The sequence below is a fragment of the Streptomyces sp. NBC_00859 genome (assembly GCF_045161865.1).
Lineage (GTDB): Bacteria > Actinomycetota > Actinomycetes > Streptomycetales > Streptomycetaceae > Streptomyces.
In genome coordinates this window covers 4301834-4313811 of record NZ_CP108826.1, presented here as the reverse complement: position 1 = coordinate 4313811, position 11978 = coordinate 4301834, and the positions used below count along the sequence as shown (strand labels likewise).

The window sequence follows — 11978 nt, the reverse complement described above, 5'->3', positions numbered from 1 at the left end:
GACGTGGCGCAGGGACAGGAACGCGAACGCGGTCCGGGCGCAGGAGAGCCGCTCTCCGCCCGGACCGCCGCCCCGCGCCGCCCGAGGGCCGGACCGGAGTCCCTGGTGGGAGTGTCCTTACTCGACGACCGTGATCCGGTCCGCCTTCGGCGTCGGGATCGGCGCCGAGGCCGAGGAGTTCGCCGCCAGGTAGGTGTTGAACACGTCCAGGTCGGACGCGCCGACCAGCTTGTTCGTGCCCTGGCCCAGGGCCGCGAAGCCGTCGCCGCCGCCCGCGAGGAACTCGTTCATCGCCACCCGGTAGGTCGCGGCCGGGTCGATGGCCGTGCCGTTCAGCCTGACCGTGTCCGCGACCACACGGTCCGCGCCGGACTTCGTCAGGTCGAGCGTGTACGTCAGCCCCTTGGACACCTGAAGGATCTTCGGGGACGCCTCGTTTGCCCCGCTGACCTGCTGCTGGAGTGCGGTCACGAGCTGGGCGCCCGTCAGATCGACGACGTTCATCATGTTGGTGAACGGCTGCACGGTGAACGCCTCGCCGTACGTCACCACCCCGTCGCCCTCACTGCCGCTCGCCTTGTACACCAGGTCGGACCTGATGCCGCCCGGGTTCATGAGGGCCAGCTGGGCGCCGCCCTTGTCCGCCGGGGCGAGCCCGGTGAGCTGCGCGTCGGCGATCAGGTCGCCGAGCGCGGTCTCCGGCGATGCGTCGCCGCGCCCGTTGATGTCGGAGGAGATGAAGCCCTGCGGCTTGTTGGCGATGGGAGCGGCCAGCGTGTTCCAGCGGGTGATCAGGGAGGTGATGTCCTGCGCCTTGGGCTGGTCACGGCTGACGACGTGGTTGACGGGCCGCACCGCCGCACCGGGCCTGCCGTGCCCGCCGGCCGCCTCGGCCGCCGTCCGCACGATGTCCTTGGTCCTGAGGTCGTACGTCAGGGTGCTGTCCGTGTACAGCCGCCCGAAGGACGCGGCCGACGTCACCATGCGCGGGTTGCCCGCCGGGTCCGGGATGTCGCACACGTACGACTGGTGGGTGTGGCCGGTGACCAGCGCGTCCACCTTTGGTGAGATGCCCTTGGCGATGTCGACGATGGGGCCGGAGATGCCGTCGCCCGCGCCCGGCGAGTCGCAGTCGTAGTTGTACGAAGTGCCGGCCGGCATACCGCCCTCGTGGATCAGGGCCACGATCGACTTGACGCCCTGGCGGTCCAGTTCCCTGGCGTACTTGTTGACCGTCTCGATCTCGTCGTGGAACTTGAGGCCCTTGACTCCGTTCGCGGTGACGACGTCGGGCGTGCCCTCCAGCGTCACCCCGATGAAGCCGATCCTGACGCCGTTCTTCTTCCAGACCGTGTACGGCTTGAGGATCGGCTTGCCGGTCTTCTCGCTGGTCACATTGGCGGCCAGGTAGGGGAAGTCCGCGCCCTTGAACTTCTTGCCCTTCTCGAAACAGCCGTCGGTCGGGTGGCAGCCGCCGTTCTGCATCCGGGCCAGCTCGGTCGCGCCCTCGTCGAACTCGTGGTTGCCGACGGACGTGACGTCCAGCTTGATGTCGTTGAGCGCCTCGATGGTCGGCTCGTCGTGGAAGAGCCCCGACAGCATCGGGCTGGCGCCGATCATGTCGCCGCCCGCAGCGGTGACCGAGTACGGGTGCCCCTTGCGGGCGGCCCGCAGCGAACTCGCCAGATACTCCGCGCCGCCGGCCGGTATCGACTTCACCGTGCCGTCGGGCTGCGTCTCGGCGACGGTGCCCGACGACCCGGCCGGCGGCTCCAGGTTCCCGTGCAGGTCGTTGAAGGACAGCATCTGCACGTCGACGGTGGGGTCGGGCTTCGGGTGGCGCGCCCCGTGCGACCCGTGGCCGTGACCGGTATGGCTCCCGTGCCCGTGACCGCCGTGCCCCTGCGCCTGTGCCGGCATCGCGGCGACCAGCGCTCCGGCCGTCGCGAGCCCGGCAGCGGCGGCGAGCATCCGCCGGACCGCGCGGTCGTCCCGCCGGCGGACGGTTCCAGGTGTTGTGGCTCCCATTTGTCCCCTTGTGATTTCTGTGTGAACGCTGTGGGGGTAGCGATCGGCAGCCTAGAGTCAACGCGCGTAGCGCGACAGGGTAATGGGATGACGATGTGATGTCCGCCGGGGATGTGGCGCAGCGTCGGACACGCCGTCAGGGCCCGGACGGGCTGGGCCCCGGCGGGCGGCAAGCCAGGCCCGAGCGGGCCTGCGCATCGCGCGGCAGGCCGCCGCGCAATCGCCGACTCCCGGCCCACACTCCGCCACCCGCCGCGTCGCCCCCGTACGCTCGTCCGCATGACCAATGCGCCCGCAGCCGCCTCGTCCGGCCGGCAGATCCAGACCCTCGACACGCTCACCGCCGACCAGGAGCAAGCCGTACGCGCGCTGCTCGCCGAGGCCGCGCGGACCGACGGGCAGCAGGCCGTCTCCGAGCAGGGACGGCTCCAGCTGCACGGCGAGCGGCGCGAGGGGGTTCAGCACTTCCTGGTCAGCATCGGGGACACGCTCACCGGATACGCCCAGCTGGAGGCCACCGACCCCGTCGAGGCGCCCGCCGCCGAGCTGGTCGTCCACCCCTCTCACCGGGGGCAGGGCCACGGCCGTGCGCTCGGCTCCGCGCTGATGGCCGCCTCCGGGCGGCGGCTGCGCGTCTGGGCGCACGGCGGACACGCGGCGGCCCGCCACCTCGCCCAGGTGCTCGGGCTCGCCATGTTCCGTGAACTGCGTCAGCTGCGGCGCCCGTTGGTACCACTGGCCATCGCCGAGCCGGTGTACCCGGCCGGCATCACCGTACGGACCTTCGTACCCGGCCAGGACGAGGCCGCCTGGCTCGCCGTGAACGCCGCCGCCTTCGCCCACCACCCCGAGCAGGGGTCGATGAGCCGGCGCGACCTGGACGACCGGATGGCGGAGCCCTGGTTCGATCCGAAGGGCTTCTTCCTGGCGGTACGGGACACCGGAGCGGACGGCGGGCCCGACGGGGAGATCGTCGGCTTCCACTGGACGAAGGTCCACGCCGATGAGCAGCTGGGCGAGGTGTACGTGGTCGGTATCCGCCCCGACGCCCAGGGCGGCGGCCTCGGCAAGGCGCTGACCGCGACCGGGCTGCGTCACCTCGCGGCCGAGGGGCTGCCCACGGCGATGCTGTACGTGGACGCCGACAACACGGCCGCCGTCACGGTGTACGAGCGCCTCGGCTTCGCCACGCACGAGGTCGACCTGATGTACCGCTCGGAGTCCTGAACAGGCAGAACAGCAGTACCACCACGCCCTCCCCGGCCCGTCCGGGGAGGGCTTTCGTGATCACGGAGTTGACATCGCCGCATCCTGGGAGCACCCTTTCACTACTCAATTAGTGAAAGGGGGGTGGGCGGTGATCGAGTTCCGCATCGACCGGCGCAGCGGCGTCTCGACGTACCTCCAGATCGTCCAGCAGGCCAAACAGGCCCTGCGCCTGGGCCTGTTGCAGCCCGGCGACCAGCTGCCCACCGCACGCGCGGTCGTCGAATCCACCGCCATCAACCCCAACACGGTCCTGAAGGCCTACCGCGAACTGGAACGCGAGGGCCTCGTCGAGGCCCGCCGCGGCATGGGCACCTTCATCCGCAAATCCCTCGGGCGGACCCCGCCCGCGGACTCGGCTCTGCGCGCCGAGCTGACCGAGTGGGCCGCTCGCGCCCGTACGGCCGGCCTCGACAAGGACGACGCCGCAGCGCTCTGCTCCTCCGTACTCGACGACTGTTTCAAGGACGACCGCTCCAAGGGGGACACCCGCCCATGACCGACACCGCCATCGAAGCCTCCGGGCTCGGCAAGACATACGGGAAGCGGCGCGGCCGGGCGCTGCGGGGCTGCACGTTCCGCCTGCCCGCCGGACGGATCTGCGCCCTCGTGGGGCCCAACGGCGCCGGCAAGTCCACGCTGCTCGCCCACGCCGCTGGGCTGCTGCGGCCCACCGAAGGCAGCATCGAGGTGCTCGGGACGACCCCGGCCGCCGCCCGCGAGCGCATCGCCTTCGTCGCCCAGAGCAAGCCGCTGATCGGCCAGTTGACCGTCGCCGAGACGCTGCGGATGGGGTACGAGCTGAACCCGGGCCGCTGGGACGCGGCGACCGCCGATCGGATCGTCGCCGAGGGGAAGCTGGCGGGGGACGCCGTCGTCCGGTCGCTCTCCGGCGGCCAGCGCACCCGCGTCGCCCTCGCGCTCGCCCTCGGCAAGCGGCCCGAACTGATGCTGCTCGACGAGCCGATGGCCGATCTCGACCCGCTCGCCCGGCACGAGCTGATGGGCACCCTGATGTCCGAGGCCGCCCAGCACGGCACGACCATCGTGATGTCCTCGCACGTCCTGTCCGAACTGGAGGGCTCCTGCGACTACTTGCTGCTCGTCGACGGCGGCCGGGTCCGGCTGGGCGGCGAGACCGACGACCTGCTGTCCGTCCACGCACTGGTGACCGGCCCGGTGGCCGGCCTCGACCCGCACACCGTGATCGAATCGCGCACCACAGGACGCCAGATGACCGCACTGGTGCGCCGGGAAGGGCCCGTCACGGGCGACTGGCAGAGCGCGGAGCCCTCCCTGGAGGAGCTGCTCCTCGCCCATCTGCGGTCCCCCGACGCGCCCGCCCTGCTGACACCGAGTGCCGCACACCGTACGGAGTCCCTGTCATGAGCACCTTGAACCACAGCACATTCGGCACACCGGCGGCACGCCCCGGCACCCTCCCCGGCACCCGGCGGCTCAGCGGCCCGTACTGGGTCGCCGCGCGCATGCACCGCAACACCCTTCAGGGCGCCGCGGGGCTCCTCGCACTGGCCGTGGTCCTGCTGATCGCGATCCGGATCTGGGGCGGGGGAATCGCGGGACACTACTGGACGGACGCCCGGCTGGTGGAGCACGCCGCAGCGGTCATCCAGCTGCTGCCCTACCTCATCGCCGCCTTCGTGGCAGGGCCGGTCGTCGGCCGGGAACTGGAGTCCGGCAGCCACCAGCTGCTGTGGACCCAGTCCGTCTCCCCGGTCCGCTGGTTCGCGGTGAAGCTCGCGGTGCCGACCGCACTGGCCGTCGCCGGCTCGGTCGTCCTGAGCGGTGTCTACCGCTGGGTCTGGACAGTCCGCCCCCATGAGAACCCCGAGCTGCACTGGTACTCCAGTGGTGTCTACGACACGATCGGCCCCATCGGCGTCGCCACCGCGCTCCTCGCGGTCCCGCTCGGCGCCCTGACCGGCCTGCTGCTCCGCCGTACGGTGGCCGCCATGGTGGTGGGTGTGGTCGCCACTGCTGTCGTGGCCAGTGTGGTCGAGTCCCTGAGCACCCGCATCTGGCCCGTCCGCACCATCTACACCAGCCTCGCCGAGGGGTACCCGGCGGCGGACGGCCTGTTCGTCGGCGAGGGCGCCGTCACGACCAGCGGCGCCCACGTGGCCGACCCGATCTGCGTGGACGACAGGAAGTGCCAGGCCGCCCACCACCTGGTGGGGTACTACCGCTCCTCCCACCCGGTGTCCGACTTCTGGCCGCTGCAGCTCGTCGAGACCGGCATCCTGCTGGCCCTGGCCGCCGTCGTGACCGTCGTCGTCTTCCGCCTCGTGAGGCGGATGTCGGTCTGAGGAATCCTCGCACTATGCCCGGGTCGCCCATAGCGCAAGGACCCCTGAGCGCCCCGGCACCGGGTCAGGCCGGGGCGTACCGCTGCAGGGTGATCCCGCTGCGGAAGCCCTTCGACTCCAGGAGCCGCAGCCTCGGGATCTCGTACCCGTCGGGGAAGAGACGGCGCCCGCGGCCCTGGACGACGGGGTGGACGAAGAAGCGGTACTCGTCGACCAGCCCGGCGGCGATCAGCGTGCGGGCCAGGGTGATGCTGCCGGTGAGCACGATGTCCTTGCCGCCCTCCCGCGCCTTGAGCGCGGCCACCTCCCCGACCGGGTCACTCCGCAGCACCGTGGAGTTCTCCCACTGCGGCTCCGTGAGCGAGGCGGACACGACGTATTTCTGCACCTGATTCAGGTATGCGGTGATGCCCGTGGTGTCGTCGGTCTGCTTCGGCCAGTAACCGCGGAAGTCTTCGAAGGTCCGCCGGCCGACCAGCAGGGCGTCGGCCCGGCGGTCCTGCCGGTGGCTCTCCTCCAGGACGTCGCTCATGCCGGCGCCGCCCTGGCCCTGCGGGTCGAACCAGTCCGTGAGCATCTCGACCGAGCCGTCGACGGTGACGTTCTGGGTGATCGCGAGTGTGCGCATACCGACCTCCTGTGAAACCGATCCTCCCGCGAACGCGCGCGGTACGCCTGCCACGGCCTTCCACGTCATGACCTGGCCGCACGGGAAGAATCATCGGCGGCGGGCGCGGGGCTCCCCGGAGCGGCAGACGCGCCCTCCCCGACGGCACGGAGCGCTTCCCGCACACCACACACCTTTCCGGACGGCACAACGCGCTCCCGGACGTGATGGCCCGCTTCCCGGACGGCACAACGTGCTCCACGGATGTCATGGCGCGCTTCCCGGACGTCATGGCCCGCTTCCCGGACGTCATGGCCCGCTTCCCGGACGTCATGTCCTCGTTACCCGTCATTCAGACGCGCTTGCGACCCTCACGGAATGCAACCCGCCACCGCGCCCCCCGGCCCTCCCGCGCGGAACAATGGGCATATGAGCCAGCAGCCCAGTGCAGAGGTCCCGGTCAAGCACCTTCAGCCCTCAGTCGGTTCCATCGCGGCCCACCGTCCGCACACCGTCGCTGCAGCCGTTCCCGACCTGGATCCGGGCATCGACGCCGACGTCGACGCGTACGAGGAGGACAGCGCGGGCACCGAGCTGCCGTCGGGCCGCTTCCTCGACCGGGAGCAGAGCTGGCTCGCCTTCAACGAGCGGGTCCTCGAACTGGCCGAGGATCCGGCGACCCCCCTCCTCGAACGGGCTAATTTCCTCGCCATCTTCGCGAGCAACCTCGACGAGTTCTTCATGGTCCGGGTGGCCGGGCTCAAACGCCGCATAGCGACCGGGGTCGCCACCCGCTCCGCGTCCGGCTACCAGCCCCGCGAGGTGCTGGAACAGATCTGGACCAGATCCCGCGAGCTCATGGCCCGGCACGCCGCCTGCTACCAGCAGGACGTCTCGCCCGCGCTGGCCGACGAGAACATCCACCTGATCCGCTGGGACGACCTGACCGACAAGGAGAAGGCCCGGCTCTTCACCTTCTTCCGGCAGCGGATCTTCCCCGTACTGACCCCGCTGGCCGTCGACCCCGCGCACCCCTTCCCGTACATCTCGGGGCTCTCGCTCAACCTCGCCGTGGTCGTCCGCAACCCCGTCAGCGGCCACCGCCACTTCGCCCGGGTCAAGGTGCCGCCGCTGCTCACCCGCTTCCTGGAGGCATCCCCCCAGCGGTACGTGCCCGTCGAGGACATCATCGCGGCGCACCTGGAGGAGCTCTTCCCGGGGATGGAGGTGCTGGCGCACCACATGTTCCGGGTCACCAGGAACGAGGACCTGGAGGTCGAGGAGGACGACGCCGAGAACCTCCTCAAGGCCCTGGAGAAGGAACTGATGCGGCGCCGCTTCGGGCCGCCCGTCCGTCTGGAGGTCGAGGAGTCCATCGACCCCTACATCCTCGACCTGCTGGTCCGCGAGCTGAAGGTCTCCGACGCCGAGGTCTACCCGCTGCCCGGCCCACTCGACCTCACCGGTCTCTTCGGCGTCTCGGCGCTGGAACGCCCCGAGCTGAAGTACCCGCCGTTCATCGCAGGCACCCACCGTGACCTCGCCGAGGTCGAGTCCGCGTCGGCGCCCGACATCTTCGCCGCGCTGCGCGAACGGGACGTGCTGCTGCACCACCCGTACGACTCCTTCTCCACCTCCGTCCAGGCCTTCCTGGAGCAGGCGGCGAGCGACCCGGACGTGCTCGCCATCAAGCAGACGCTGTACCGGACGTCCGGGGACTCACCGATAGTGGACGCCCTCATCGACGCCGCCGAATCCGGCAAACAGGTCCTCGTCCTGGTCGAGATCAAGGCCCGCTTCGACGAGCAGGCCAACATCAAATGGGCCAGGAAACTGGAGGAGGCCGGCTGCCATGTCGTCTACGGCCTGGTGGGGCTGAAGACGCACTGCAAGCTCTCCCTCGTCGTACGGCAGGAGGGCGACACGCTGCGCCGCTACTCCCACGTCGGCACCGGCAACTACCACCCGAAGACCGCCAGGCTCTACGAGGACCTCGGGCTGCTGACCGCCGACCCGCAGGTCGGCGCGGACCTCTCCGACCTGTTCAACCGGCTCTCCGGCTACTCACGGCGCGAGACCTACCGGCGGCTGCTCGTCGCCCCCAAGTCGCTGCGCGACGGCCTGATCGTCCGGATCGACAAGGAGATCGCGCACCAGCGCGCGGGCCGGCCCGCCTACGTCCGCATCAAGGTGAACTCGATGGTCGACGAAGCGGTCATCGACGCCTGCTACCGGGCGGCGCAGGCCGGGGTGCCCGTCGACGTCTGGGTGCGCGGCATCTGCGCGATACGCCCCGGCGTCACCGGCCTCTCCGAGACCATCCGGGTCCGCTCGATTCTGGGCCGCTTCCTGGAACACTCCCGGGTCTTCGCCTTCGGCAACGGCGGCGAGCCCGAAGTCTGGCTCGGGAGCGCCGACATGATGCACCGCAACCTCGACCGCAGGATCGAAGCGCTGGTCCGCGTCACCGACCCGGCCCACCGCGCCGCGCTCAGCCGGCTCCTGGAGACCGGCATGTCCGACACCACGTCCTCCTGGCACCTGGGGGCCGACGGCAACTGGACGCGCCACGCGACCGACGCCGAGGGCCAGCCGCTGCGCCACGTGCAGGAAATGCTGATAGACGCCAGGAGGCGCCGCCGTGCGACCCCTTGATGCTCCCCGGAGGCGCCGCCGTGCCACGCCCTGACCCGACGGCGACCGCGGGCGAGCTGCTCTCCCGCTACCTGCACGACCAGGCGGCGGAGTTCCTGCGCAGCCTGCGTACGTACGCGGAAGGGGACGAGGTGGCGGCCCGCGCCCTGCGCCGGTCGGCCCGCCGCATCGGCGCCACGCTGCACACCTTCCGCGGCCACCTCGACGCGGCCTGGGCCGACCAGCTGCGCTCCGAACTGGCCTGGCTTTCCGGCACGCTGGCCCGTGAGCACACGTACGCCGCGCGACTGGCCCGGCTGCTCGAAGCACTCAGCAGGCTCTCGGACGATACGGCCTCGCTGCCCGCCCCGCGCGACGGGGCGGCCCCGCGCCCCGCTCCCGCCGTGGGCGCCGCACGCGCCGGCGCGCTCCTGGAGCGGCAGCTGACCCTGGCCAGGACGCGCGCCCACTCGGCGGCGCTCCAGGCGCTGGGCTCCTCACGCTTCCACGCGGTCGCGGACGCCGTCGCCCTGCTGGCGTCCGAAGTACCCTTCGCGCCGGCCGCCACCACGTACGCCGCCGAGACGCTGCCGCCCGCGGCCGGGACGGCGGGCCGCAGACTCGCGGACGCGGTGGCCGCTCTGCCGCTGCACCGGGCCGCGCACCCGTACAACGCGGAGGGGCTGAGCGACGCCCAGGACGCCCCCTGGCACCAGGTCAGGCTGCTGCTGCGGCTGCACCGCTACGCGCAGGAGGCCCTGCACGCCGGGCCCGGCGGCCGGCCCGATCCCGACCCGGTGCTCTTCGGCGCGGGCCGGGCGCTCGACCAGCACCGCGAGGCCGCCGAAGCCGCGGGTGCGGCCGCCTCGGCGGCCCGTACGCCCCGGATCGCCCCGGCCACCGCGTACGCGCTGGGCGTGCTCCACGCGGACCAGCGCCACGAGGTCGAAGCCGCCCGCTACGCCTTCCAGCAGACCTGGCAGCGGACGGCGGTGAGCGCCGCCCCATGACCGGCGACGGAGCGGACGGCGCAGACAGCACCGTACGGGCGGCGGGATGTGTGCTGTGGCGGCGCGCGCCGTCCGGCGGCCTGGAGATCTGCCTCGTGCACCGGCCGAAATACGACGACTGGTCACACCCGAAAGGCAAGCTGAAGCGCGGCGAGGACACGCTGGCCGCCGCCCTGCGCGAGGTCCGCGAGGAAACCGGCCACCACTGCGCCCCCGGCGCCCGGCTCCCCACCGTGCGGTACGAGGCGAACGGGCGTCCCAAGGAAGTCAGTTACTGGACCGCCGAGGCGACGGGCGGCGAATTCGCGGCGAACAGCGAGGTGGACCGGGTGCGCTGGCTCTCCCCGGCCGCCGCTCGGGATCAGCTGACCCAGCAGCGCGATCGGGAACTGGTCACGGCTTCGCTGGACGTGCTCGGCCTGAGAGGGGACCAGTCCGCGTGACGGACCAGCCCGTGTGACCGCCGCTGCCCGCAGGTCAGAGGCCGTCGGGAAGCAGACGGAACGCGGTGTGCCCGGTGAGCGGCCGTACCGCCCGCATGTGTTCGCGGTCCAGCGTGGCGACCTCGTCCGTGGTGTACACGGCGGCAAGCGTGACGTTCATGGCGTCGGTGAGGCCGATCTGCGGATAGCGGTGCATGACCTGGAGCGCGGTACTCAGATGGGCCTCGATCTCCGGGACGGCATACCGGCGTACGGCAGTGCGGTCCCGGATATGTGCGAGTGCCTTCCAGGCTGCTTCGCACAGCGGGTCACCCCGCGACCACGCGTACAGCCCCGCACCCGGTCGTACGCCGAGGTTCACTCTCCGTTCACTCACCCCCGTCGGCCGCTTCACCTGATCTGCCTAATTTCGGCCTTACACGGTGCACGGCGGCCCGCCGCACCGGTCACCTCTTCGCACGCCGCCGTACAACGAACCGAAACCCGGCGGCTTCTGGAAGGAACACCCGAAGTGAAGCTTCAGCAGCGCAAGACCCGGCTTCGCGCCGCCGCGCTCGGCGCCCTCGCCGTATCCGGCGCCCTGGTCCTCACGGCGTGCGGTTCGGACAACAACAGCGGCTCGACCGGAGGCACCGGCACCAAGACGAACGCCGCATCCGACGTCAAGTGCGGCAGCGCGAAGGGCCAGCTGCGCGCCTCCGGTTCCAGTGCGCAGAAGAACGCGATGGACCTGTGGGCCAAGGGCTACATGGCCGCCTGCTCCGGCGTCGAGATCAACTACAAGTCGTCCTCGTCCGGTGAAGGCATCGTCGCCTTCAACCAGGGCACCGTCGGCTACGCCGGTTCGGACTCGCCCCTGAAGCCGGCCGAGGTCGCGGACTCCAAGAAGGTCTGCAGCGGCGGCCGGGGCATCGACCTCCCGATGGTCGGCGGTCCGATCGCGATCGGTTACCACCTGGAGGGCGTCGACAACCTGGTGCTCGACGGCCCCACCCTGGCGAAGATCTTCTCCACGAAGATCAAGACCTGGGACGACCCGGCGATCAAGAAGCTCAACCCGGACGCGAAGCTGCCGTCCAAGGCGATCCAGCCCTTCCACCGCTCCGAGGACTCCGGCACCACGGAGAACCTGAGCAAGTACCTGACCGCGTCGGCCCCCGACGACTGGAAGTACCCGGTCGGCAAGTCGTGGCCCGCCCCCGGCGGCCAGGCGGCAGCGGGCTCGGCCGGTGTCTCGCAGCAGGTGAAGCAGGTCGACGGCTCGATCGGTTACTTCGAGCTCTCGTACGCCACCTCGCAGAAGATCTCCACGGTCAAGATCGACACGGGAGCGAGCGCGCCCGTCGAGGCGACGTCCGACAACGCCTCCAAGGCCATCGCCGCCGCCAAGGTCGTCGGCACCGGCTCCGACCTGTCGCTCAAGCTCGACTACACCACCAAGTCCGAGGGTGCCTACCCGATCGTCCTGGTGACGTACGAGATCGTCTGCGACAAGGGCAACAAGGCCGACACGCTCGGCACCGTCAAGTCCTTCCTGAACTACACCGCGAGCGACGACGGCCAGAAGCAGCTCTCGACCGCTGGTTACGCACCGATCCCGGCCGAGATCAACGCCAAGGTCCGCACGGCCCTCGCCGCGATCTCGTAACCCGGCGCCGCACGC

General features: G+C 71.0%; 11 protein-coding genes. 8 read left to right on the top strand and 3 right to left on the bottom strand.

The features are described from left to right. Positions 1-117: 117 nt before the first annotated feature. A complete protein-coding gene (locus OG584_RS18555) occupies positions 118-2028 on the bottom strand; it encodes a bifunctional metallophosphatase/5'-nucleotidase (RefSeq protein WP_405779221.1) in 1911 nt (636 codons plus the stop codon). Positions 2029-2307: 279 nt separating this feature from the next. Between OG584_RS18555 and mshD the strand changes: the two genes are divergently transcribed. The 4 genes from mshD (at position 2308) to OG584_RS18535 (ending at position 5621) form a co-directional block, all read left to right on the top strand. Continuing rightward, positions 2308-3255: a mycothiol synthase gene (mshD, locus tag OG584_RS18550; protein ID WP_405779219.1), complete on the top strand. Its 948-nt coding sequence runs from the start codon at positions 2308-2310 to the stop codon at positions 3253-3255. A gap of 130 nt (positions 3256-3385) precedes the next feature. Continuing rightward, positions 3386-3793, top strand: a complete 408-nt coding sequence (locus OG584_RS18545) for a GntR family transcriptional regulator (RefSeq protein ID WP_405779218.1) — start codon at positions 3386-3388, stop codon at positions 3791-3793. Then, entirely contained in the window at positions 3790-4683 is an 894-nt protein-coding gene (locus OG584_RS18540; protein ID WP_405779216.1) for an ABC transporter ATP-binding protein, read from the top strand. Before OG584_RS18545 ends, OG584_RS18540 begins: the two co-directional genes overlap by 4 nt. Next, the gene (locus OG584_RS18535) at positions 4680-5621 is read left to right on the top strand and encodes a hypothetical protein (RefSeq protein WP_405779214.1); all 942 of its coding nucleotides are present in this window, start codon (positions 4680-4682) and stop codon (positions 5619-5621) included. Before OG584_RS18540 ends, OG584_RS18535 begins: the two co-directional genes overlap by 4 nt. Positions 5622-5685: 64 nt before the next feature. Here the strand turns inward: OG584_RS18535 and OG584_RS18530 are convergent, their stop codons facing one another. After that, on the bottom strand, positions 5686-6249 hold the full coding sequence (locus OG584_RS18530) for a dihydrofolate reductase family protein (RefSeq protein WP_405779213.1): 564 nt from the start codon (positions 6247-6249) through the stop codon (positions 5686-5688). Positions 6250-6657: 408 nt separating this feature from the next. On the opposite strand from OG584_RS18530, the gene OG584_RS18525 reads away from it, so the two are divergent. Genes OG584_RS18525 through OG584_RS18515 form a run of 3 tightly spaced genes read left to right on the top strand, consistent with a single transcriptional unit; the run spans position 6658 to position 10315 of the window. Next, positions 6658-8883, top strand: coding sequence for an RNA degradosome polyphosphate kinase (locus OG584_RS18525; protein ID WP_405779211.1), 2226 nt, complete (start codon positions 6658-6660; stop codon positions 8881-8883). Continuing rightward, positions 8883-9872, top strand: coding sequence for a CHAD domain-containing protein (locus OG584_RS18520; RefSeq protein ID WP_405779209.1), 990 nt, complete (start codon positions 8883-8885; stop codon positions 9870-9872). Before OG584_RS18525 ends, OG584_RS18520 begins: the two co-directional genes overlap by 1 nt. Then, complete coding sequence (locus OG584_RS18515; RefSeq protein WP_405779208.1) at positions 9869-10315, top strand: NUDIX hydrolase; 447 nt, start codon at positions 9869-9871, stop codon at positions 10313-10315. The genes OG584_RS18520 and OG584_RS18515 overlap by 4 nt, the downstream gene beginning before the upstream one ends. 34 nt (positions 10316-10349) lie before the next feature. Here OG584_RS18515 and OG584_RS18510 read toward each other — a convergent pair whose 3' ends face one another. Beyond that, positions 10350-10691 carry a VapC toxin family PIN domain ribonuclease gene (locus tag OG584_RS18510; RefSeq protein ID WP_405779206.1) on the bottom strand — a complete coding sequence of 114 codons (342 nt, stop codon included), beginning with the start codon at positions 10689-10691 and terminating at the stop codon, positions 10350-10352. A gap of 135 nt (positions 10692-10826) precedes the next feature. Between OG584_RS18510 and pstS the strand changes: the two genes are divergently transcribed. After that, on the top strand, positions 10827-11963 hold the full coding sequence (gene pstS, locus OG584_RS18505) for a phosphate ABC transporter substrate-binding protein PstS (protein ID WP_405779205.1): 1137 nt from the start codon (positions 10827-10829) through the stop codon (positions 11961-11963). The last annotated feature ends 15 nt before the right edge of the window (positions 11964-11978 follow it).